18 protein-coding genes, 4 tRNA genes and 3 rRNA genes are annotated in these 24,568 nt (G+C 45.8%); 4 read left to right on the plus strand and 21 right to left on the minus strand.

Translation table 11 applies throughout. The features are described 5' to 3' along the window. Positions 1-73: 73 nt before the first annotated feature. Positions 74-1,090: a transglycosylase SLT domain-containing protein gene (locus tag ACMYR3_RS12780; protein ID WP_424192325.1), complete on the plus strand. Its 1,017-nt coding sequence runs from the start codon at positions 74-76 to the stop codon at positions 1,088-1,090. A 68-nt stretch (positions 1,091-1,158) separates the two neighbouring features. Here the strand turns inward: ACMYR3_RS12780 and nusB are convergent, their stop codons facing one another. From nusB to ACMYR3_RS12840, 12 genes are read right to left on the minus strand one after another with little or no spacing between them, the layout of a single operon-like run. Next, entirely contained in the window at positions 1,159-1,593 is a 435-nt protein-coding gene (gene nusB / locus ACMYR3_RS12785) for a transcription antitermination factor NusB (protein ID WP_424192326.1), read from the minus strand. A gap of 6 nt (positions 1,594-1,599) precedes the next feature. Further along, positions 1,600-2,076: a 6,7-dimethyl-8-ribityllumazine synthase gene (ribH, locus tag ACMYR3_RS12790; protein ID WP_424192327.1), complete on the minus strand. Its 477-nt coding sequence runs from the start codon at positions 2,074-2,076 to the stop codon at positions 1,600-1,602. Positions 2,077-2,133: 57 nt separating this feature from the next. Then, complete coding sequence (ribBA, locus tag ACMYR3_RS12795; protein WP_424192328.1) at positions 2,134-3,243, minus strand: bifunctional 3,4-dihydroxy-2-butanone-4-phosphate synthase/GTP cyclohydrolase II; 1,110 nt, start codon at positions 3,241-3,243, stop codon at positions 2,134-2,136. 26 nt (positions 3,244-3,269) lie between these two features. Further along, entirely contained in the window at positions 3,270-3,896 is a 627-nt protein-coding gene (locus ACMYR3_RS12800) for a riboflavin synthase (protein WP_424192329.1), read from the minus strand. A gap of 6 nt (positions 3,897-3,902) precedes the next feature. Continuing rightward, the gene (ribD, locus tag ACMYR3_RS12805) at positions 3,903-5,009 is read right to left on the minus strand and encodes a bifunctional diaminohydroxyphosphoribosylaminopyrimidine deaminase/5-amino-6-(5-phosphoribosylamino)uracil reductase RibD (RefSeq protein ID WP_424192330.1); all 1,107 of its coding nucleotides are present in this window, start codon (positions 5,007-5,009) and stop codon (positions 3,903-3,905) included. Positions 5,010-5,048: 39 nt separating this feature from the next. After that, the gene (locus tag ACMYR3_RS12810; RefSeq protein ID WP_424192331.1) at positions 5,049-5,660 is read right to left on the minus strand and encodes a hypothetical protein; all 612 of its coding nucleotides are present in this window, start codon (positions 5,658-5,660) and stop codon (positions 5,049-5,051) included. Positions 5,661-5,684: 24 nt separating this feature from the next. Further along, complete coding sequence (locus tag ACMYR3_RS12815; protein ID WP_424192332.1) at positions 5,685-6,113, minus strand: type IV pilin protein; 429 nt, start codon at positions 6,111-6,113, stop codon at positions 5,685-5,687. 8 nt (positions 6,114-6,121) lie between these two features. Then, complete coding sequence (locus tag ACMYR3_RS12820) at positions 6,122-10,780, minus strand: pilus assembly protein (RefSeq protein ID WP_424192333.1); 4,659 nt, start codon at positions 10,778-10,780, stop codon at positions 6,122-6,124. A gap of 20 nt (positions 10,781-10,800) precedes the next feature. Further along, entirely contained in the window at positions 10,801-11,373 is a 573-nt protein-coding gene (locus ACMYR3_RS12825) for a pilus assembly PilX family protein (RefSeq protein WP_424192334.1), read from the minus strand. A gap of 2 nt (positions 11,374-11,375) precedes the next feature. After that, complete coding sequence (locus ACMYR3_RS12830) at positions 11,376-12,260, minus strand: PilW family protein (RefSeq protein ID WP_424192335.1); 885 nt, start codon at positions 12,258-12,260, stop codon at positions 11,376-11,378. 13 nt (positions 12,261-12,273) lie between these two features. Then, positions 12,274-12,843: a type IV pilus modification protein PilV gene (gene pilV, locus ACMYR3_RS12835; protein ID WP_424192336.1), complete on the minus strand. Its 570-nt coding sequence runs from the start codon at positions 12,841-12,843 to the stop codon at positions 12,274-12,276. A gap of 8 nt (positions 12,844-12,851) precedes the next feature. Further along, positions 12,852-13,487 (minus strand): GspH/FimT family pseudopilin, encoded by a 636-nt coding sequence (locus tag ACMYR3_RS12840; protein ID WP_424192337.1) that lies wholly within the window; start codon positions 13,485-13,487, stop codon positions 12,852-12,854. A 229-nt stretch (positions 13,488-13,716) separates the two neighbouring features. Between ACMYR3_RS12840 and ACMYR3_RS12845 the strand changes: the two genes are divergently transcribed. Together ACMYR3_RS12845 and ACMYR3_RS12850 are read left to right on the plus strand one after the other, a co-directional pair. Further along, positions 13,717-13,793: transfer RNA gene (locus ACMYR3_RS12845), tRNA-Pro, on the plus strand. A gap of 42 nt (positions 13,794-13,835) precedes the next feature. Continuing rightward, positions 13,836-13,912, plus strand: a tRNA-Arg gene (locus ACMYR3_RS12850). A 64-nt stretch (positions 13,913-13,976) separates the two neighbouring features. On the opposite strand, the gene ACMYR3_RS12855 is transcribed toward ACMYR3_RS12850, so the two are convergent. The 4 genes from ACMYR3_RS12855 to ACMYR3_RS12870 form a co-directional block, all read right to left on the minus strand. Next, the gene (locus ACMYR3_RS12855) at positions 13,977-15,116 is read right to left on the minus strand and encodes an FAD-dependent oxidoreductase (RefSeq protein WP_424192338.1); all 1,140 of its coding nucleotides are present in this window, start codon (positions 15,114-15,116) and stop codon (positions 13,977-13,979) included. A 67-nt stretch (positions 15,117-15,183) separates the two neighbouring features. Continuing rightward, a complete protein-coding gene (locus ACMYR3_RS12860) occupies positions 15,184-15,348 on the minus strand; it encodes a rubredoxin (protein ID WP_424192339.1) in 165 nt (54 codons plus the stop codon). A gap of 53 nt (positions 15,349-15,401) precedes the next feature. Then, positions 15,402-15,875 (minus strand): rubrerythrin family protein, encoded by a 474-nt coding sequence (locus ACMYR3_RS12865; protein ID WP_424192340.1) that lies wholly within the window; start codon positions 15,873-15,875, stop codon positions 15,402-15,404. A 409-nt stretch (positions 15,876-16,284) separates the two neighbouring features. Continuing rightward, positions 16,285-17,112, minus strand: a complete 828-nt coding sequence (locus ACMYR3_RS12870; RefSeq protein WP_424192341.1) for a DUF1223 domain-containing protein — start codon at positions 17,110-17,112, stop codon at positions 16,285-16,287. A 112-nt stretch (positions 17,113-17,224) separates the two neighbouring features. Here ACMYR3_RS12870 and ACMYR3_RS12875 point away from each other — a divergent pair, with 112 nt between their 5' ends. After that, entirely contained in the window at positions 17,225-18,955 is a 1,731-nt protein-coding gene (locus tag ACMYR3_RS12875; protein WP_424192342.1) for a glutamine--tRNA ligase/YqeY domain fusion protein, read from the plus strand. A 127-nt stretch (positions 18,956-19,082) separates the two neighbouring features. Here the strand turns inward: ACMYR3_RS12875 and rrf are convergent. The 5 genes from rrf to ACMYR3_RS12900 form a co-directional block, all read right to left on the minus strand. Continuing rightward, positions 19,083-19,195, minus strand: a 5S ribosomal RNA gene (gene rrf, locus ACMYR3_RS12880). A 112-nt stretch (positions 19,196-19,307) separates the two neighbouring features. Next, positions 19,308-22,192 (minus strand): 23S ribosomal RNA (locus ACMYR3_RS12885). A 284-nt stretch (positions 22,193-22,476) separates the two neighbouring features. Next, positions 22,477-22,552, minus strand: a tRNA-Ala gene (locus ACMYR3_RS12890). A 42-nt stretch (positions 22,553-22,594) separates the two neighbouring features. Next, positions 22,595-22,671: transfer RNA gene (locus ACMYR3_RS12895), tRNA-Ile, on the minus strand. A gap of 60 nt (positions 22,672-22,731) precedes the next feature. Then, positions 22,732-24,263 (minus strand): 16S ribosomal RNA (locus ACMYR3_RS12900). Together the 16S, 23S and 5S rRNA genes with 2 tRNA genes alongside form the textbook arrangement of a ribosomal RNA operon. Between the last annotated feature and the right edge of the window lie 305 nt (positions 24,264-24,568).

The raw sequence follows: 24,568 nt of genomic DNA on the forward strand, positions 1-24,568 counted from the left end.
ACGATTCATACCGAAATCGCAGAATATATAAAAGTGGTTGGCTCTTTTTTTGGGGAAATAGATGAATACGAGCATGAATCTTAAACCGATTCATGAAGCGCCAATTTTGCTCTTTTTCAAAGACTGCAAATCCGGCCTCATGACCTGCCTGCATAATACTCTCACCATCATTGGTATTGGTGTGCTTTGCGTGATTCTTTCTATATGGATACGTCCAACGCTGATTGAAACTGCTGTTCATAGTGGACTGGAATTCATTGCAGAAGAATTTGACCGCGTCGCATCCATTGATCGCAATGACATTCTTGCCCAAGAGGCTGATGACAGTACCATGTCCTCCTCGGTATCACGATCAATTCACATGATAGCTAGCTTCTTTACCAAATCGACTAACGATGGCAAAGCTGCTACCAAAGACGACTTTACCCCTGAAGTTGATAACAATGCCGACAATGTAATTGATGCCCAACTAAAAACCAAACCACAAACCCTGGTTTCAAATTATATTGCTCGTCGCTTCCACCTCGCACAGGAAGCCACTGATCTACTGGTTAGCGAGGCTTATCTTGTTGGGAAAGAAAAATCCATTGATCCCCATTTGATTCTTGGCGTGATGGCCGTGGAATCGGGTTTTAATCCATTTGCTGAAAGTGGTGTGGGTGCGCAAGGCATCATGCAAGTCATGTCAAAAGTTCATCAAGAAAAATTTGAGAACTTTGGTGGTGTCAAAGCTGCACTGGATCCTTTAGCCAATTTACGGGTAGGTGTGCAGATTCTCAAGGACTGTATCGCTCGTGGCGGCTCGCTGGAAGCCGGTCTACGTTGTTATGTCGGCTCAACAACTGAAGGTGACGGTGGCTATGGCGTTAAAGTCATTGCTGAATACAATCGTCTGCGTGATGTTGCGCGTGGCAAACCGGTTAACTTTACCGCGCCACCATTGCCTTTGCCAACTGTCAAGGCGGCGATTCCTAATCAAAATCAGATCAATCACCCAGATGCGGCAGATGACAGCAAATCCAGAGAAGCCAATGAAGCTCAGTCGCTACGAATAGAAAACGACGCTATTAGCATCAAGAAAGCCGCCTGAATGAACGACAGAAATAACAATAAAAAACCGGCTTGAAGCCGGTTTTTTATTGTTTAAGAATGGGTTCATTATCTGTTTTTGGCGTGCTCAATTTCAGCCTGACGAACTTCCAGGGCAAATTTATCCAATACACCGTTGACATACTTATAACCGTCCAAACCGCCAAAAGTTTTAGCAAGTTCAACGGCTTCATTAATCACCACGCGATAAGGAATATCAAGCATATTACGCAGCTCATAAGTACCCAACCACAAAATCGCCTTTTCAATCGGCGATAAATCCTCTACTGGACGATCCAATAAGGGTTGTAAACCAATACTCAACCCACCAACTTGCTCAATCACCCCATAAAACAGTTGTTTGTAAAGCGCCAGATCGGCTTTATCAAATCCAGGGGTACTACGTAAATTGGCATCAATCACACCAGGCTCATTTTGAGAGAGTTGCCATTGATACAAGCCTTGTAAAGCGAGTTCTCTGGACTTGCGGCGGGCACTTTTCATAAGGTCTTAACCCTCGTCTTTCAGACTATCGAGCATACCGACAAGATTAGCCATCTCAACCGCCACCTTGGCTGCCTCTTTACCTTTGACCACCATTCTGGCTTCGGCTTGAGCATCATTTTCTGTCGTCAACACAGCGTTCGCAACCGGGATACCAAAATCAAGGATGACACGTGAAATTCCTGCACCGCTTTCATTGGCGACCAATTCAAAATGATAGGTTTCACCGCGAATCACTGCACCTAAGGCAATCAACGCATCAAACTGACCCGATTCGGCCATCTGAGACAAAGCTAATGGAATTTCTAACGCGCCTGGCACAGTCACCAACAAAATATCCTGACCCGCGACACCTAGCTTGCCCAACTCATCCATACAGGCTTCTTTGAGCCCCTCCACCACAGCCTCGTTAAAGCGTGCCTGCACAATACCAATACGCATCCCCTCGGCCGCCATATTAGGACTTACATAACCGGTTTCCATATACATCCTTTTAAAAACTATATTAGTTGTGATCAATCAGCCATCGATCACAGAACATCAACGACCAAATTTGAGGTACTCCAACACTTCAAGGTCGTAACCGGTTGCCATGCTCGGTATTTTCCGAGGCGATCCAAGAACGCGGATTTTTCTGGCTCCCAGATCTTTGAGAATTTGAGCACCAATGCCATAGTTGCGCAGATCGTTTTTACTTTTTCGTGCCGCACGCTCCAGAGATTGATCAGATACGCTGAATTCAGCAAACAAATCCTCTGCACTTTGGCCACAATTCAGCAGGACCACAATACCATATTGAGTTTTCGCAATTTCCTTAAGCGCTGCCGGCACAGTCCAGGTATGCGTGACACGCCCAACTTCCAAAATATCCATAATGGATAGCGGTTCATGGACACGGATCATGACCGGTTTATCAGCCTCAATATCGCCACAGAACAAGGCAATATGGGCCTCACCCGTCGGTTTATCCCGATAAAGTATGGTATTGAATTCCCCTTCATTAGTCTTTAACCGCCGCTCGCAAACGCGTTCAACCATACATTCCGTCGCGCTGCGATATTGAATCAGATCAGCAATCGTGCCAATTTTCAAATCAAACCGCTTGGCAAACTCAATCAGGTCAGGTAGTCGGGCCATGGAGCCATCGTCGTTCATGATCTCGCAAATGACAGCAGCAGGCGTCAAACCAGCGAGTCGCGCCAGATCGCAACCTGCTTCAGTATGTCCGGCACGCATCAACACGCCACCCTCCTGCGCCATCAGCGGGAAAATGTGTCCTGGCTGAACAATATCATTTGGCTTGGCTTGTTTAGCAACGGCAGCCTGTACTGTACGAGCACGGTCGGCCGCAGAAATACCCGTAGTCACACCATCAGCAGCTTCAATGGAAAGCGTGAAATTGGTGCCATGTGCAGCGCCATTACGCTCAACCATCAAAGGTAGTTGCAATTGCTCGCAACGTTCACGCGTCAGTGTAAGACAAATCAAACCACGACCTTCCTTGGCCATGAAGTTGATGGCATCAGCATTGACAAAGTCAGCGGCCATAATGAGATCACCTTCATTTTCACGATCTTCATCGTCAACCAGGATCACCATTCGACCAGCACGAATGTCTGCAATAATTTCTAGTGGGGAAGCAATAGCCATAAAAAACTCAGAAAGGGGATGGGATTTTAACCGACTTGGATATTTTGCAGGCTGAGAATCCGCTCTGCATATCGTGCAATGAGGTCAATTTCAAGATTGACGCGACTTCCTGCTGTTAACTGACCCAAATTAGTGGCAGTCATCGTGTGCGGGATCAAATTGATACTGATCATACAGCCATCCGACAAATCTTCAACCGCATTAACAGTCAAGCTGACACCATTTACCACCACGGAGCCTTTGTATGCCAAAAAACGAGCCAGCTCCAAAGGTGTCTTGATCTGAAGCACCCAAGACTCAGCCAACGGTGCAAAATATACGACCTCACCGAGCCCATCAACATGGCCAGAAACAAGATGTCCACCAAGTCGATCAGTAAGCGTCATGGCCTTTTCAAGATTCACCTTGCCGACCTCAGACAATCCGGTCGTCTTACTCAGACTTTCCTGCGAAACGTCTACCACAAAAGCATCATCAAGTTTCTGAACCACCGTCATACAGGCTCCATTAATGGCGATACTATCGCCAAGCTGGACATCTTGTAGAGGTAAGCCCCCGGTCTTGACGGTCAAGCGAACCCCTGACGCAACACCTTGCAGAATTGGTCTGATCTCGGCTATTTCACCCACAGCCTGAATAATTCCAGTAAACATATCTACCTACACATCATTTTCAAATCTAGCAAGAATCCGTAGATCTCGCCCCACTTGTTCAATGGCACTAAATTTCAACTGCTGCTTGTCATCCAGTTTTGCTAACACAGGCAAATTGGCCATTTTTTTACCACCTCCCAACAAATCAGGAGCCTGATAAATCAATAACTCGTTGACCAGTTTGTTACGAATCAATGCGCCATTCAGCTCTGCACCAGCCTCAATATGTACTTCATTATAAGCACGGCGCCCTAACTCGGCTTTTAAAGCAGTCAAATCAACCTGATTGGACTCCGTAGCAGGTAATGGACAAACCTCTACCCCCATTTCTGCAAGTACCTGTGTTTTGTGCGAATCTGCCAAACAATAAAATATTGTGATGCCCTTCTCAGCCAAAATTCGAGAAGTAAGCGGAATTCTTAGATGACTATCAACAATGAATCGAGGGGGTTGCCTAGATGTAGCAACATGACGCACATTCAATAAAGGATCATCTGCCAAAATGGTTCCAACACCCGTCAAGATGGCGCAGGCACGTGCGCGCCAATGATGCCCATCTGATCGGGCCGACTCGGAAGTAATCCATTGGCTTTGCCCATTTTGTAACGCAGTAAAGCCATCAAGACTGATCGCAGCTTTAAGTCGAAACCATGGCAATCCAGTTTTCATGCGCTTAACAAAACCGAGGTTCAATTCTGTCGCTTCAGTAGCCATTAAACCAACTGAAACATCCATGCCAGCAGATATTAATCTGGCAAGCCCTTGTCCAGAAACCACTGGATTGGGATCCTCCATCGCCACGACCACTCTTGCGATACCATTTGCAATAAGCATATCAGCACAAGGTGGTGTTCGCCCAAAATGACTACATGGCTCTAAGGTCACATAAGCCGTAGCTCCTGCAACTGAATTACCACGCCGCTGAGCATCCAGTACCGCTTCAACCTCGGCATGATTTCTACCGGCCTCTTGCGTAAAACCTTCTCCGATAATTTTATTATTTAAGGCCAGTACACAGCCAACCCGAGGATTTGGCGAGCTGCTGTAAAGCGCATGCTCTGCCAAAGTTAGCGCCTGCCGCATTGCCCAAATGTCAAAATCAGATGAATTCATAACGTCGTCAATGATTGGTCTTCAATCAGTAAAGACGTATTATGGTCCAAAAGCAAACTCGATGAACTTGTGACTTGGGACTTTCATATTCTGCCGAACGGCCGGGATAAATGGCGTTTGGCGGATATCACGTTCAATAATTTTCTCGATACCTGTGTCGTTGGCTGATTCGGGGAAAATAACCTTATCAACGTGACCCGTTTCTGAAATAAAAACCTCAACAATAATTTGAATATCATTAGTCATATCGACACCAGTCAAATCAATCCATAATTGATTCTCAGGCTCAGCAGCCTGGTCTAGATCAGGCAACTCAAAATAAGCCTGTTTTTCTAAAGTCGCATCCACCTCTGATTGAGTTGATGATGAATAACTATTTGAATGCAGCCCATTTACCAGTCTCTCATGACTTTTTTTAGCCATAAGCAAATGGGGTAGCAAAACAGTACTTTGGTCAGAGTTTGTCGACAGATTCTGGGCAATCTCTGTTTGAAGACCTTGCTCGGATAATATGATTTGTCCATAACTGGCTGGAACCGCTGTGACAATACTAGCGCTGACATTTTCAGATGACCATATCATCCATATTGCAAGATGTACGATCAGTGCAAAAAAAAATGCCAGAGCTAATCTGGCATGTGTACTGTTCATATAGTGATATAACTTTATTTAATACTATCGTCCCCAGCAATCTGTAGCTGACGTAGAAACAGATTTCTGGCCTGTGTTAGTAATAATGAAATTACCACACTTATCACCATCATTTGGACCACCGGATCGAGGTGTTGCAGTCAACTGATAGCTCGTACCGGCATTAGGAATGGTGACTGTAATATCATAATTCTGCTCCCCAGCTGGTGCACCAGACGGGGCAGTCAAGAATCCTGTTGGCAAGACCGCACCAGCGTAAGAATTATTATTGACGAAATATCTTTCCATAAATTGGCTCGCCTGCAATAACACCGATTGTGCATCAGCCCTTCTGCCACGATTTACCTGTTCGGTATAACTGGGATAGGCAATGGCAGCAAGGATCCCGATGATCGCGAGGACAATCATCAACTCAATCAAAGTAAAACCTTGGTTATTTGCTTTATTGAGCATACCTGTTCCTATTTAGAATTATTGATAATTTCACGCCAATATTGTCGGCCAATCGTTGGACAACTAGTGCTGATAGCACTCCCATGAGCAGAACTAGATGAACCACTCACTCTCTTAGCACTACCACACTTGGTTGAGTTTGAGGTTGGGGTGATAGCTGCCTGAGGATTACCGGAGCCATCCAAGTTTACGATTCGAATCGATACTGTTTCTGATTGTCCTGAATATTGAGAACTGACTCTTCCGGTAGTCATTCCCCCTGCGGCACCTTCAAACTTATAGGCAATCTGTTGAGCAGCACCGCTAAAGATATCAAAGTCCATTAAAACACTCAGGTTCCTATTACCACAACTTGTTGCGCCACCCTGCGGGTGAATCGATAAGAAACTAACTACACCACCTCCTGGTGTATCAGGATTATCCAGTACTACCTCACCAGTAACAGGCAAATCATAATACCAACCATCATAATTGGTCCAATTTCCAATAGCATTAACACTGAACTCTCGTGAGATATTGTTATCTGAAATTGTTGTCTGAGCCAGCAATCTTGACCGCCCTGCCGCTAATGGTGAGCCCGGTTGCACTATCAAGTTCCCCGAACCGTCTTTCGATCCAGCTTTATCCCAAATCCCATATACAGTTTGTATTTGACTAGTTGGATAATCAGTGGAAGTGATCGATTTACCAGTTGCAAAATTAATCATCCAGCCACCTAGTTTATGTGGTGTAGCAACCACGGCAGAGCTAACTGGCTGACCTGTAGTGGTAGCACTATCTTTGGCTGTATAAAGTGGCTCTCCAGATAAGGCCTCTGTCCAACTTGAAGGGGAGCTGGAGCTGACATCGAATTTCCAAATATTGCCTTTCAAATCCGCAGCATAAATATAATCTATCGTACTATTGTTATCTATATCAATACCAATCGGTGTACTTAACCCATTACTTGGACCATCGCCTTTTGCACCAACAGTCAATTTTTTGTAATTAGTATCAAGTACCCAAGTTGATCCACTCTTTTCAGCACCAAGAATAAACAAAGCTGCGCGGCCAGTCCCACTATGGCTATCTGATTTATCACTAAAATAACCATTACCAAACATCACATAGTATTTACCATCATTAAACTTACCAATCTGTTTAGACAATGATGTCGCCGTATAGCTAGCTGGACGACCAGTGATATATCCTAGATCAACATCATCAGCATCAGTAAACTCCCATTTGAACATCGTACTTGCATTGGACTCAGAGTAAGTAGATGGATCAGTTACGTCCAGAGCAAAAATGCCCTGCCCTCCGCGTCCCAAGGGTTCAAATAGCATCGTATGCCATGCTGACGAAGCATACATATCACCAGTCAGGGGTGAACCATCCACAAAATTGGCAAGCTGGTAACCTTTATCAGTCAGGCTAGATAATCTAGAGTAAAGCTGATTGGGCACATAGGCAAATAGTTCATTACCTGTTACTAGACTTAACGCATGTAACATACCATCATTTGCACCGACAAAGGCGACATTAGTTCTATTTTTGTATGTTGAACTAAATGTGCTGTAGCCGGGAGCTTCTGAGTCAAAATAAGTAGCAGCAGGAGGCGTCATCAACCAACCGGTTGAATTGGCTACATCACCCAACACCCAATCAACTAAATCAGGATTGGTACTCGTTCTTCTTCTAAAACCTGCATTACTAGTTGACACACCACTTTCTTCAGCATGATTTCCTCTTAGCCAATCTAGACGTTTAGCACCCAAGCTATCTGTAGCACCATTTAAGGTGTTGAGTGCCAACTTCTGCGCAACATTGAGATCACTCCATCGAAATTTGACTCCGACATTATTACCATCATTGGAGATGATAGTTCTACCGGTATCATAGTTTTGATTTTTTATTTGAACATGTCCTTTCCATAACGCCCCACTCTCAGTCTCATCAATAGCGACAGTTGTTATATTTCCTGAAATAGAAACCACAAAAGGCCGCGCATAAATTAACCCACTACCATCAGGATTAAAACCTGTATCAATAACTGACGAACCGACTCCAATCCTTGAACTGCTCAGTGCGGCCGCATTTGAACTTTTTGTAATTGCACTGATAAATACTGTTTCCAGCGATTTCTCCAACTGCGCTGGGTTTATCGCATAGAAATAACTATCTGGAATCCCATCTGCACTAGCATTTCCATTACCATCTTTTGCATCCCACTCCTTATTCGCGGCTGCATAAATGGCATCATTCTTATAGTCGTAAGTAGAATTAGAAAAATCAACTGTTGAATAATTAGTATTGGGTCTGTTATCTGCATTTGAATCGGTAAAGCCACCATATTTGGCAGAATACCAGAGTGGATCTTTCAGGGTACTGCTGCCAGTACCTTCAATGTTGTAGCTTGCTGTTGTAGGTGGCTGTTGCACTTGACAATTAATGCAACCACCACTTGCATTGATATGGGTCACCGGTGTCACAGCAAGCGGTGGCGCGGGGTCATTATAATTAAATCCGATAATACCTGAATGGAAATGAGGACCATCACCTACTCCACCAGCCGTCCCCGAAAGAATATAGCCAAAACCTTGAGGATTTGATGTTGCAGCACCAGCGGTATACGTAGTGACATTGAGCGTTGTACCAACAATGGCATATTCAATATAACCCCAAACGTCCTGATCATAATCACCACCTTGTTCACTATCCTCCCATTGCACCAAAAACTTACCAGTACCGACCGCCTTGTTTTGACTCACAATTCGAAAATCAACCAAAGTACCCCCACCATGCGTACCATCAGGTAAATCAAGTCGATATGCTGGTTGAATAGAAACATACTTACCAGGTAAGGCAGGGATAGGAATGTCCACTTTAGGTTTAGCGGTAGCTAATGAAACGCCGTAGGTTTTAACCTTGAAATTTGGATCGCTGGTATCTGTGGATAATGTTAGATCTGTTCTAATCGGCGTTGTATGGGCTGACCAGGCAGCACCCGTCATAATATAACTACCACGATAGGTAGGGCCGTCAGGGCAAATCCCCCTTAGAGATGAGAAAGCGCTAATTGCCTTTGCGGTACAGAAACCATCATATGTAATTCCATTATCACCAATAAATACAGGTTTACCAGCGATACCCTCGTTATTTGCCACATTATCTGCCAAAGTATTTACTGCTCCGGCACTATTCAAATCAGAATAACCACCCCACTGATCATGATCATAAGACGTAACACTGGCATTGAAGTTAATCACATTGATTGGTCTACATTGTTTTTCACCATATTTATTTTGGATAGCAGCAGCTCTACCAAACGGATCCACCCAAGTTGGTCGAGTCAAACCCAAAGTTGCATCTTTAGTGCTGCCAGATCCATAATCAAAAGCAGCATTTGCTGATTTACCGGCGAAGTAACGCAACACTTCCAAATACATTTCACCAATGGGGTTACCCCAGCTGCCACAAGTCCCCTCGGTCAAACTAGTTAATTGATAAGTGCAATTACCATCTAAGCCAATATAGGTTCCATCAGAATAGTCATATCCATAAATACGTAATCGATCAAGGTTATAAACAATACCCTGCACAGCAGTAAAACGGCCATCCGATGTCGTATTTACCTCATTGGCAAATGATTCAACATTCTTTCTTAACACGCCGCCTGAAATATTTTTCTGATAAGAACCTGTTAAGAGACCAAACTCTGCCTCATCGTTTTCACCATATTTATGCAGTAGACCCGTAGGCTTTCTATTTCCATTTGGATATTGCTTGCACTTGGCATCCTCACCACCTAAAAGTGCAGGGTCACATACTTTCACACGTACGACAAAATCACCCTGCACGCCACCAATCACCACTGCATTCAGCGCCTTACTGGGATTGCTGGCTGAAGCATTGATACCGGAAACAGCAGGATTATTGCCATTTGAAGCACCTTTTTCTTCGCTCCAGTAGCATTGCCATCTCTCATTAGAATTCCATAGCGCATAATTACCGATAGCCACCTTCATTAAGGGGGGATTAGTATTGGTGTGTGATGCCCGATTACTACCATTACTACTACCCATTGTTGTATTACAAATACTGATCTCAGTGACATTAGCGGCAACTGGCATCAGGGTACTCAAGTCGTTACCGCTGTAGTATTTTGCAAAAGAGTGTGCATCAGTCGGCAAGTAGGCACGCTCCAAAACCGTATCAGTATTACTGTCGGTAGAACGGTAGCCACCATAGAGAATTTTGCGAATTACATCCATACGGGTCATCGAAACCCAGTTTAAAAAATTGCCACTCCATGCATTATTACAGTAGTGATTGGTAGTCAATGCTGATGGATTAAATTGTTGTGCACCTGCATCGTAAAGATAACATTTCTTACTATCAAAATAACCGTAATAGTCAATCGAATTGGCATAAGAAGTTTCTGGAGAGCCATCACCATCCAAATCTGAATATTCGTTATAAGCCTTATAGGAGAGCTGGTGATCACGCGACATATTCAGCATGATCATCGGTGATGCCTGCTTCTTACCAATATGTGGAGGCAGTCTGGGAATTGTCTGGGCCGAGGCAATATTTATGGCACTCATTATCCAAACCATAAATAAAGACAACACAAACAAAACCGTTAGCCTTTGTTTACCTAGTTGAACGTTCGGAAAGGAAGACATATTTTTCCCATTTAAATTTATTAGACTTCTAAAACGTACATTGCTTGTAATGTAACTTGTGATGACATGACTGCACCAAAGCCACGAGCAGTGACACGATATACAAAATTTCTTTTCCCACCATCAGATGTAAATGAAAATATTTCAATTAAGTATCGTGGCTGCTGAACCACAGTGGGCAATGCCGTAGCGCCCGTATATGTACCGTAACTAACTGCACTATTCCATGAAGATGCAATCTGCCACCGATCATTTGAACAAAGTCCTCTAGGACAAGTAGCCAAAAAATTAGTTAATATAATATTTGAACTCCCATTCACGCGACTATCTGGTCTACAAAGCGTCTGCGTGCAAGCCGTGGCATCAGCTCGTATAAATAACAAATCCTTTTCAGCATCTCGCAATCCTGCCTCTGCTGCCTGAAATGCGAGATTTCTATCGATTTCGTTACTGGCTATTTTTTCACCCAACGTTGAACCTTGCATGGCTGTCAAACTAATCATAGTTAACACTGCCAAAAACACTAGCGTAATAAAAAGCGTAACGCCACTTTGAAATTCTTTCCTATGCATGGTTTTTAACTGATTTTTCATTATTAACCCCCTGCCAAGAAACTCGTAACTCGATTACGCAACACATATACGCCATTAAAGCTACGATATAGATAAGTATCGGTATTTGGTGGCGTTACCATATTTCCCTGACAATCCCGATAAGTGCGTGCATCACCAGTGATAGAAGAATCAATAGTTCGCATTAATACGCATACTCTTAATGCAATTACCTGATTCCAATCGGTAACCAGATTAGCTGGAAAATATTGTTGTGGAACTTGGGATCCCGTGGCTGCTATCCCATACAAAATCTGCAGATCCTGAACACCACTAAATATAGGTTGTGCGACAGTATTTCCATTACCACGACAATACAGTTCGCTAACAGTGACTGGCACGCTATTCTCGGTATAAACACGTTGAACTAGAAAGAATTTGTTTATAACTAAACTCGTTGTGCCACCAGGCAAAGGATTAACAGTTTGTCTCAAACAATCAAGTGACTCACCTAACAGGTCATTTCCAGCCACGAGTGACTCATTGCTTCTAAACGCGAGTATCAACGAATCTGGTTTGGTCGAGTCAATACGACAGTTGAAGTCACTACTTAGCGCTCCCTGGAAGCCTCCATCACACCCCTGGATCGCCAGACCAAAATTTGTCGCATCAGTTGAATCCCAAGGATTTAGTAAGATATTTGAAATAGAATCGTTTACAAACGGAGTATAGCCAGCCATCTCGATGTAGCGCCCCAAATAATTGAGAACGCTACGGCCTTGCTCTTGTAATTGCTGAGCACCACTGGTTACACGATTTGATTGTCTTGCTCCCATATAAGATGCAGTTATCGCACAGACGAGAATCATGCTAATGGTAATACCAACCATCAACTCAATTAAGGTAAAACCTTGTTCTTTTTTAATCATGATCATTCGCAGGTCAAGGAATAAATACAGTATTCAAACAGCGAACACCCGCTGTCACTGCACTAGGGCAGCAGTTTCTGTTGGTGATTGGTAATCCACCACTACATACAGCCGCTGTATCAGTGGACTCCTTATCATTCCAATAAATTGTGATACTGATTGTTCTGACTGTTTGTTGTGATCCATTGTTATAAGTCACTGTTTGAATATTGCTCCATCCGCCAGGCATGTCGCGTACTGCAGTGGCAACCCACTGATTCAAATCGTACTGCGCCAATTGTGCAGAATTACAAATATTGGACTGACAATTAATTGTGGCTGCAGGAGGATTGGCAGCCGATGGATAAGGATAAGCACCGGTAAATTGATAACTACCATTTCGTGCTCCATCGAGATTTGCTCGCACCCGATCAGAAATTTCGGAGGACAATCGTGCCACTGCTGCACGCGCCCAACCACTTTGTTGATAACGTAATGCCGCTGTTTGCAAACCTGCCAGTCCAAGCATGCCAAATGAAAATATCAGTATTGAAATCAATACTTCAATCATCGTAATACCAGTTTGTCGTCGTAAATTTTTCATCACTTTTCCTAGCGCTCTGTCACAGTACCTGCATTGCAGTTTGCAGTGTTATCGATGACTCTTCCTCGCCCGGTAGAATCAATACAAATTGCTCGACTACTGGACGACGCACCACCTTCAACTGGTGCAATTGTCATGGTTGTACTATTGGCAACGCTCGCAAGACCAGTTGAATTAAATGTAAAAGATCTTCGATTGTTATTACTGCCAATGGTGTAATTACCATCAATCGGATTTCTGACTCTCAATAAAACATCCGTACCGTTGTCATAAGTGCCGTTATATGTAGAACCACTGGCCACATCCTGAAAAATAATCCAACCATTTTCCCAATCACTACCGCTTGTGGAACATGACGGAACAAAGTTGACCGGAGGGTTGACTGGTACAGCAGATTTACAAATAATGACGCGCCCATTTCTGGAGATGGCTTCAGAACGTGCGTAGTTAATCGCTGATAAAAACTCATTGGAGATATTGCTAACCTTATTATTTGTCAAAAAAGAGCGCATTGCCGGTAATCCGGTTGCCAGCAATATCGACAGAATCACAAGTGTGACCATCAGCTCTACCAACGAAAAACCCGATTGCTTTTTTCGTGCCTGAACGCTGCCGTATTGTTTATTGAACTGCACCATGTTCATGATTGCTCATCTTTCCGATGAAATAACAGGATTTCTGATAGGTGCATCATAGAAAATCCCTCCATACCAATAAAACCGTCTGTCTGATAATTTCCACCGTTCATCTTGAACGATCATGGATTGCCAACTTGATCACACTTTTTTATCTCAAACCCAGACAGCTGAATGCGATGTTTTGAACAAAAAAATCAACCACACAGGATTTTCATCTGCTATACTTTCGTTCTTTCGGGGTGTAGCGTAGCCTGGTAGCGCGCCTGGTTTGGGACCAGGATGTCGGGAGTTCGAATCTCTCCACCCCGACCACGAATTTGGCAGTTTGCCTGCCGTCAATTGAAACCTCATCCACTGCCCGTAGCTCAGTTGGATAGAGCATCAGCCTTCTAAGCTGAGGGTCACAGGTTCGATTCCTGTCGGGCAGGCCAGTTTGAGTAGATAAATAAAAAAAGCACCCTATGGTGCTTTTTTTATACTTATTTCAAACCAAATTCAGCTTAATAATTTGGTCATTGCCATCCGCTCAGCAACTCGCTTACCAGTCAACACAAAACCAGTAATACGGTCGTCATTTTCTTTGAAGATCAACTTAATGCCCTCACCTTCCTCAGCTGCATAAGACTCCCATCGCCCAACGCGATCTTTTGCCACAGGTTGAACTGCCACTGGACATGCGGGTGTTTTGACACTCACTGGCATAGGCGGAAAGTCATAAGGTTGCGGTTGTCCAGTCAGTGTGGCAGCTAAAGCTTTAGCCACATTCATGATCGGCATGACATAGGGTAAAACACCTTGCGTATATTCGGCACAGTCACCTAAGGCATAAATATCAATATCACTGGTTTGTGCCAATGCATTCACCACAATTCCACGATTAACCACAAGTCCCATTGTTTTAGCCAATGTCGTACGTGGGCGTAAACCAATCGCTGACAACACCAAACCCACGACCACCTGCTCACCATTACTGAGCATGAGTTGATAGCCATCATCAACCCTGTTAACTGCCACTACGCTTTTACCAAACTGCCATTGCACACCCGCCTGTTGCAAAGGCGCGATCATGTCTTTTGCCGCAAATTCCGGCAATAAACTGGACATGGGATAGGCTGCTGGATCAAAAACAATCGGTGTAATACCTTGGCTGACCATGTCGTTGGCAAACTCACAACCAATGAGACCCGCACCAATAATGGCTACTTGCTTGACACCCTCAAGCGCTTTCCTGAATTTTGCATAATCTTGCAGATCATTGACTGACAGCACATCCTCAGTAGCATCGCCTTGTAAAGTCAAGCGAATTGGGTCAGCGCCAATCGCCAATACCAGTTGTCGATAGCTAAATTCACCCTTGTTAGTTTTGACAAGCTTGGCCTGGCAATCCACTTCAGTGACTTGAGTATGCGTCAATAGTGTCATATTCAACTGCTCAGAAATCACTTCTGCGGCGGTTGTCACCAATTGCTCTGCTGTCTTGTTTTGGGCAAAAGCATTTGAGAGCATGGGCTTGGAGTAAAAATGCCCATCGTCTTGAGTAATCATGAGCAGCGGCACCTCAGCATCAATCTTACGAAGATTGCGTGCCAAGGTGTAACCTGCTAAACCACTGCCTATTATGATAATTGGATTCATAAATTAGTCTTCAAGTATGCCTTTAGATCAAAGATCTATAGGCCGTCAGTAAAAATCATTAACGCAATTAGAGTTGAACCATCTCAAAATCTGCTTTGGAGACGCCACAATCTGGACACTCCCAGCTCTCGGGAATATCTTCCCAGCGAGTACCTGCGGCAATACCTTCTGATGGCAAGCCTTGCGCTTCGTCATAAATAAATCCACAAACAACACATTGCCAAAGTTTCATGATTTTCCTCTTTATAAGAATGATGGGTTTATAGCTCAGTATGAGTTCTCAGGTTAAACCTTGGTTTTTTCAAGGGCTTTTTTGTAGTTGTTGGCATGCCGTTCTTCAACTTTAGCCAGGGCAGCAAAACGCTTGGCCGCTTTTTCTAAAGTGGTTTTAAATTGCGCAGCATGCACTTTGGATTCAGCAATTTGTTCATCGATTTCGGCCACCGCTGCGGCATCGCCATCTACGACAGCTTGTTGGCGAAAACCTGGGTACATTTCGGTGTACTCATAAGTTTCCCCATCGATCGCAATTTGCAAAGCTTTGGCTGGGGTAATTTCAGCGGCTGGATATAACAAATCAAGATGGCCAAAGGCATGCATGACTTCCTGATCTGCGGTTTCCTCAAATGTGCGAGCGGTTTCTTCATCACCAGCAGCGCGTGCCAACTTGGCGAAGTACCGATACTTGATGTGAGCCATGGATTCACCGGCAAAGGCAGATTCAAGGTTTTGCATCGTTTTGATTTCTGGGCGTTTCATATCAAGCTCCTTGGTTAGTCATTAATCAAACTGCGATGTCGCTACTTTAGGTCTTCACTATCAATAAAACAAATTTAATTAATTTACTAAATTGATAGGATTTCACAATAACGCTTCGTTAGATGTCTGATGCGCAAGTCTAGTCTTTAAACAAGTATCCGATAAGACGACATAGAAGCCAGCGCAATCTCCAGGGGTCGTTTTTAAACACAAACAACGACCCGTGCTTCAGCTTATTCCCATGAATTGACATATCGATCCACGAAAAGTGGCGACTATGATTGATCATGCCAAAAATTATACTGGTAGTGTGTATTTTTTAATAAGTAGTAAATAAGCACTTAAGCACTAATTTATTGGCCATACTCCACAAAATAGAACTTCCTGGCGCCGAAACTTAGCGCCTGAGTTACCGCGAAAAACACAATGGCATAGCGGTTGCCTGCAGGATTTCACCATTATTTTGTTGAACAAAAGCAGCCAGGCCAAGTTCTTCACGCTTGGCATCGGCTGATAAATTTAATGCCGCTTGAACGACACCCTGACCCTGTTGTAAGTTAATGGGACCAATCCATTGCCTGACAACAAAATCGTGTTTTAAAACGGAGCCCGCGTTTTCGCCGGCACGCACCTGCGACTTCAAACCCGATTCAAATACTGCCAGATATGCCTGTGTGCCAGACAAGTCTGTTGAATTGCTAACACCAGGAATAGGTTGGATAGTTGCAGATAACTGCATTGTGGGAATCGTAGAGGCGTCCGATTTGGCCGATAAGGTAATTTGTACCGCAGCCATCTCAGCTCGTTTGGATTGCAGCCACTGACGATCAAGACTGCGCCAACTTCGCGCCTCTCGTCCATTCACCATGACTTCGGGTGTATATACAACACGATTTTTGGCAAGCTCGCTTTGTGTACGTTGCCGCTGACTAAATACAGATGATGCAAAACGGTCTTTCCAACCGATGTAATCCCAATAGTCCACATGCAAAGACAACGGTACGATTTGTTCAAATAAATGATTCGGATTATCGTCAATGCTCCTCAACCCCGATAACCAGTGATCTGCCGGCGGACAACTGCTACATCCTTCCGAGGTATATAACTCAACCAGCAGAACACGATGTGGCGGACTCACGTGAGTTAATTCTGCAGGACAAGTTGTGGCTAACGCCATATTGATAAAAGTTGTTGAAGCCAGCCCCAAATAAGCCAGCGTATTAATCCATGATTGCATTTCACGCTCCTTGTGTGATGATTCAGATAAGTCGCGTTATTAGCTTCATCCTTACAATGGCTTTACGCCCAGCCTCAGTTAAAATCAGAACATCCCATTCAATAAGATCATCATGAGCAATAAACCAGTCGACAATAAAACTGAAATCGAAGCACCATCAAATTTTCTTCGGCAAATCATTGAGAATGATCTGGCGCAAGGTACTTACATGCAACGTGGCGGCGGCATCAGTCAAAAAGAAGTCATTGCTACTCGATTTCCACCAGAACCCAATGGCTATCTACACATTGGCCATGCAAAAAGTATTTGCCTGAACTTTGGGTTAGCGAGGGATTATGATGGCGTCTGCCATATGCGCTTTGATGATACGAATCCTGTCAAAGAAGATACCGAGTATGTTGATACGATCCTCGACTCAGTCAAATGGCTTGGCTTTAGTTATGCAGACAACCTGTTTTATGCTTCAGACTATTTTGACAAACTTTACCAATTTGCCGAAGTATTGATTCAACAAGGAAAAGCATACGTTGACTCGCAAAATGCCGAAGAAATGCGTCTTAACCGTGGCACATTAACTGAGCCAGGTAAAAATTCTGAATTTCGGAATCGCAGTGTTGAAGAAAATCTTGAATTATTCCGTCACATGAAAGGTGGCGAATTCAAGGATGGTGAACATATTCTGCGCGCTAAAATTGATATGGCATCACCCAATATCAATATGCGCGATCCTGCCATATACCGCATTCGTCATGCCCATCATCACCGAACTGGCGATGCCTGGTGCATTTATCCCATGTATGACTACGCACACTGCGTTTCGGATGCACTGGAAAATATTACACACTCAATTTGTACCTTGGAATTTGAAGATCATCGCCCACTATATGACTGGATCCTAGAGGCATTGGCGGAGGCAGGTATTTTTAAAAGGCCCTTACCCCATCAATATGAATTCGCCCGACTCAATTTGACCTATGCAATCACGAGTAAAAGAAAATTACTGCAGTTAGTGACTGAAAAACATGTAGATGGCTGGGATGATCCACGGATGCCAACACTTGTTGGTATCCGCCGTCGCGGCTACACACCAGAGAGCATTCAGTTATTCTGTGAACGTATTGGTGTTTCCAAAGCAGATAGCTGGATTGACATGAGCGTACTAGAAGGCTCTTTACGAGATGATCTTGATAGCAAGGCACCACGTGCAATCGCAGTGCTCGATCCAGTCAAATTAATCATCGACAATTACCCAGATGATCAACAAGAAGAATGTCATGCACCAATTCATCCGCATCATCCAGAATTAGGAAAACGTACCTTCCTTCTCAGCAAGGAACTCTGGATTGAGCGTGAAGATTTCATGGAACAACCAAGCAAAGGTTATTTCCGTCTATTTCCTGGCAATAAAGTTCGCTTACGCTACGGGTTTGTCATTGAATGCAAAGGGGCTGAAAAAGATGCTGATGGAAAAATCACTGCAATCCACTGTGATTATTTTTCTGACAGTAAAAGTGGCACCCCCGGAGCCGACTTATACAAAGTGAAAGGCAACATTCACTGGATATCGGAGAAGGGGAGCATGAAGGCGGAGGTAAGGCTATACGATCGTTTATTCAAAGTTGCGCAGCCGGATGGTGGCGGTCAGGACTTTCTGGCGCATCTCAATGAAGGCTCAAGGCGCATCATCCAAGCCTACCTGGAACCGAGTCTGAGCCAAGCGGTGGCAGAAACGCGCTACCAGTTTGAACGACACGGCTACTTTGTGGCCGACCGCATCGACTCAAAGCCAGGAAGCCCGGTTTTCAACCGCATCGTCACCCTCAAAGACAGCTGGGGGAAATAAACAACCCACCCCCTTTCAATCAGGCTTGCGCTACCTCACCAGCGTAGCGCAAAGCCCCTCATCAGCATCCAGCAAAAGTCCAATGCAAAAAGCCCTCACGGTGAGGTGAGGGCTTTTCAATAAGGAAGCCTGACGATGTCCTACTTTCACACAGGAATCTGCACTATCATCGGCGCTACGTCGTTTCACGGTCCTGTTCGGGATGGGAAGGGGTGGTTCCAACGCGCTATGGTCATCAGGCTAAGAAGGTTGACTGCTGCTTAGCGGGCAAGTCCAATTGGGAGTGTAGTAAATTTTACAGGTTGTGAGTATCACACTATGACACCAACTGATGAGGTGGTAATTTCGTTATAGGATCAAGCCTCACGGGCAATTAGTACTGGTTAGCTTAACGCATTACTGCGCTTCCACACCCAGCCTATCAACGTCCTGGTCTTGAACGACCCTTTAGGGAGATCGAGTCTCCGGGAAGTCTCATCTTGAGGCGAGTTTCCCGCTTAGATGCTTTCAGCGGTTATCTCTTCCGAACTTAGCTACCCGGCGATGCCACTGGCGTGACAACCGGTACACCAGAGGTTCGTCCACTCCGGTCCTCTCGTACTAGGAGCAGGCCCCCTCAAACTTCCAACGCCCACGGCAGATAGGGACCAAACTGTCTCACGACGTTTTAAACCCAGCTCACGTACCACTTTAAATGGCGAACAGCCATACCCTTGGGACCGGCTACAGCCCCAGGATGTGATGAGCCGACATCGAGGTGCCAAACACCGCCGTCGATATGAACTCTTGGGCGGTATCAGCCTGTTATCCCCGGCGTACCTTTTATCCGTTGAGCGATGGCCCTTCCATACAGAACCACCGGATCACTATGTCCTGCTTTCGCACCTGCTCGACTTGTCAGTCTCGCAGTTAAGCACGCTTTTGCCATTGCACTTTAGGCACGATGTCCGACCGTACCAAGCGTACCTTCGAACTCCTCCGTTACACTTTGGGAGGAGACCGCCCCAGTCAAACTGCCTACCATACACTGTCCCCAACCCGGATAACGGGCCAAGGTTAGAACCTCAAACAAACCAGGGTGGTATTTCAAGGTTGGCTCCATGAGAACTAGCGTCCCCACTTCAAAGCCTCCCACCTATCCTACACAGATCGGTTCAAAGTCCAATGTAAAGCTACAGTAAAGGTGCACGGGGTCTTTCCGTCTAGCCGCGGGTAGATTGCATCATCACAAACATTTCAACTTCGCTGAGTCTCGGGAGGAGACAGTGTGGCCATCGTTACGCCATTCGTGCAGGTCGGAACTTACCCGACAAGGAATTTCGCTACCTTAGGACCGTTATAGTTACGGCCGCCGTTTACCGGGACTTCAGTCAAGAGCTTGCACCCCATCATTTAATCTTCCGGCACCGGGCAGGCGTCACACCCTATACGTCCACTTTCGTGTTTGCAGAGTGCTGTGTTTTTATTAAACAGTCGCAGCCACCATTTTATTGCAACCCCTTCGAGCTCCGATCGCAAGGATCTTCACTCTACAAGGGCGTACCTTATCCCGAAGTTACGGTACCAATTTGCCGAGTTCCTTCTCCCGAGTTCTCTCAAGCGCCTTAGAATACTCATCTCGCCCACCTGTGTCGGTTTGCGGTACGGTCGTGTTAAGCTGAAGCTTAGTGGCTTTTCTTGGAAGCAGGGTATCAGTCACTTCAGCGGCAAGCCGCCTCGTCATCACGCCTCAGTTAAGCCCCCCGGATTTGCCTAAGGAGCACACCTACACGCTTAAACCGGGACATCCAACACCCGGCTGACCTAACCTTCTCCGTCCCCACATCGCACTTAACATCGGTACAGGAATATTAACCTGTTTTCCATCAGCTACGCTTCTCAGCCTCGCCTTAGGGGCCGACTCACCCTACGCCGATGAACGTTGCGTAGGAAACCTTGGGCTTACGGCGAGGGGGCTTTTCACCCCCTTTATCGCTACTCATGTCAGCATTCGCACTTCTGATACCTCCAGCATCCTTTACAAGACACCTTCACAGGCTTACAGAACGCTCTCCTACCATCACTAGAAATGAATCTAGGATCCGCAGCTTCGGTTATATGCTTAGCCCCGTTACATCTTCCGCGCAGGACGACTCGATCAGTGAGCTATTACGCTTTCTTTAAAGGATGGCTGCTTCTAAGCCAACCTCCTGACTGTTTTAGCCTTCCCACTTCGTTTTCCACTTAGCATATATTAGGGACCTTAGCTGGCGGTCTGGGTTGTTTCCCTCTTGACGTCGGACGTTAGCACCCGGCGTCTGTCTCCCAAGCTCGCACTCATCGGTATTCGGAGTTTGCAATGGTTTGGTAAGTCGCGATGACCCCCTAGCCATAACAGTGCTCTACCCCCGATGGTGATACTTGAGGCACTACCTAAATAGTTTTCGGAGAGAACCAGCTATTTCCGGATTTGTTTAGCCTTTCACCCCTACCCACAGCTCATCCCCTAACTTTTCAACGTTAGTGGGTTCGGGCCTCCAGTGCGTGTTACCGCACCTTCACCCTGGCCATGAGTAGATCATCCGGTTTCGGGTCTACACCCAGCAACTGAACGCCCTATTCGGACTCGGTTTCCCTGCGCCTCCCCTATTCGGTTAAGCTTGCTACTGAATGTAAGTCGCTGACCCATTATACAAAAGGTACGCCGTCACCCCTTACGAGGCTCCGACTGTTTGTATGCATACGGTTTCAGGATCTATTTCACTCCCCTCCCGGGGTTCTTTTCGCCTTTCCCTCACGGTACTGGTTCACTATCGGTCGATTACGAGTATTTAGCCTTGGAGGATGGTCCCCCCATGTTCAGACAGGATTTCACGTGTCCCGCCCTACTTGTCGCAAGCCTAGTTCCACACCGGTGTTTTCGCGTACGGGGCTATCACCCACTATGGCCGGACTTTCCATTCCGTTCCACTAACACTGATGCTAAATCTTGCAGGCTGTTCCAATTTCGCTCGCCACTACTTTCGGAATCTCGGTTGATTTCTTTTCCTCTGGCTACTTAGATGTTTCAGTTCACCAGGTTCGCTTCAACTTCCCTATGTATTCAGGAAGAGATGACCCAAAGGGCCGGGTTTCCCCATTCGGAAATCTGCGGATCAAAGTGTGTTTGCTCACTCCCCGCAGCTTATCGCAAGCTACAACGTCCTTCATCGCCTGTAATCGCCAAGGCATCCACCATATGCACTTATTCGCTTGACCCTATAACGAAATCGTCTCTTTCGAAACAACCCCATCATAAGTTTTGAGTGTCACGTTGTGCCGTATTCCTTTAGTTAAGTCTCTAAATCTTTGAGAACTACTTTAAAAAGAATAGGTTGATACAATCACAACCCGTGGTCAACAATGTCGCTTTCGCTCATCGTTAACACACATTTACTACTACTCCAAATTGTTAAAGAACATGCACAGCCTTTCTGACAGCAGTCAGATGTCAGCACTCATTAAGCACTGACATCTAACAACTATTCCCATCACCAAATAAATGGTGGAGGTTAACGGGATCGAACCGTTGACCCCCTGCTTGCAAAGCAGGTGCTCTCCCAGCTGAGCTAAACCCCCGTATTTCTCACGCACCCATTCACGGGACCGCTTGATTTACTATGGTGGGTCTGGTTGGTCTCGAACCAACGACCCCCGCCTTATCAAGACGGTGCTCTAACCAACTGAGCTACAGACCCATGGCTGTAACACTGAACTAACCGATAAGTGTGGACGCCTTACTTTCATGCTGACTCTAGAAAGGAGGTGATCCAGCCGCACCTTCCGATACGGCTACCTTGTTACGACTTCACCCCAGTCATGAATCCTACCGTGGTAATCGCCCTCCTTGCGGTTAGGCTAACTACTTCTGGTAAAACCCACTCCCATGGTGTGACGGGCGGTGTGTACAAGACCCGGGAACGTATTCACCGCGACATGCTGATCCGCGATTACTAGCGATTCCGACTTCATGCAGTCGAGTTGCAGACTGCAATCCGGACTACGATCGGTTTTCTGGGATTGGCTCCACCTCGCGGCTTGGCAACCCTCTGTACCGACCATTGTATGACGTGTGAAGCCCTACCCATAAGGGCCATGAGGACTTGACGTCATCCCCGCCTTCCTCCGGTTTGTCACCGGCAGTCCCAATAGAGTGCCCTTTCGTAGCAACTATTGGCAAGGGTTGCGCTCGTTGCGGGACTTAACCCAACATCTCACGACACGAGCTGACGACAGCCATGCAGCACCTGTGTCCACTTTCTCTTTCGAGCACCTAATGCATCTCTGCTTCGTTAGTGGCATGTCAAGGGTAGGTAAGGTTTTTCGCGTTGCATCGAATTAATCCACATCATCCACCGCTTGTGCGGGTCCCCGTCAATTCCTTTGAGTTTTAATCTTGCGACCGTACTCCCCAGGCGGTCTACTTCACGCGTTAGCTGCGTTACTAAGAGGTTACCCCCCCAACAACTAGTAGACATCGTTTAGGGCGTGGACTACCAGGGTATCTAATCCTGTTTGCTCCCCACGCTTTCGTGCATGAGCGTCAGTGTTATCCCAGGGGGCTGCCTTCGCCATCGGTATTCCTCCACATCTCTACGCATTTCACTGCTACACGTGGAATTCTACCCCCCTCTGACACACTCTAGCTATACAGTCACCAATGCAGTTCCCAGGTTGAGCCCGGGGATTTCACATCGGTCTTATATAACCGCCTGCGCACGCTTTACGCCCAGTAATTCCGATTAACGCTTGCACCCTACGTATTACCGCGGCTGCTGGCACGTAGTTAGCCGGTGCTTATTCTGCAGGTACCGTCATTAGTTCGCGGTATTAACGCAAACCGTTTCGTTCCTGCCAAAAGTGCTTTACAACCCGAAGGCCTTCTTCGCACACGCGGCATGGCTGGATCAGGGTTGCCCCCATTGTCCAAAATTCCCCACTGCTGCCTCCCGTAGGAGTCTGGGCCGTGTCTCAGTCCCAGTGTGGCTGGTCGTCCTCTCAGACCAGCTACAGATCGTCGCCTTGGTGAGCTTTTACCCCACCAACTAGCTAATCTGACATCGGCCGCTCCAATAGCGCGAGGTCTTGCGATCCCCCGCTTTCCTGCTCACAGCGTATGCGGTATTAGCTACGCTTTCGCGTAGTTATCCCCCACTACTGGGCACGTTCCGATGTATTACTCACCCGTTCGCCACTCGCCACCAGGATTGCTCCCGTGCTGCCGTTCGACTTGCATGTGTAAGGCATGCCGCCAGCGTTCAATCTGAGCCAGGATCAAACTCTTCAGTTTAATTCCTGTTTGTAGATGGTTAATCTACGTGAATCTCTTGCGAGATTCATTACTCACTCAAAATACTGACAGGTCTTTATTACTAAAAACCTTGTACATTACTTGGTGTGAGCGACTTTATTGACTTTAGTTGACCACTCTTGCGAGTGGCCGGCATTTCCATAAAGCGCCCACACTTATCGGCTGTTCAATTTTTAAAGATCGCTCGCTTGACTTGCTTTCGCTTCGTTTCGCGTCGCTGCATGTGCAGCAGAGAAACGAGATTATGGACACTTCTACTAAAACCGTCAAGCACTTTGTGAATA

The sequence above is a fragment of the Ampullimonas aquatilis genome (assembly GCF_049675895.1).
Taxonomy (GTDB): domain Bacteria; phylum Pseudomonadota; class Gammaproteobacteria; order Burkholderiales; family Burkholderiaceae_D; genus Ampullimonas; species Ampullimonas aquatilis.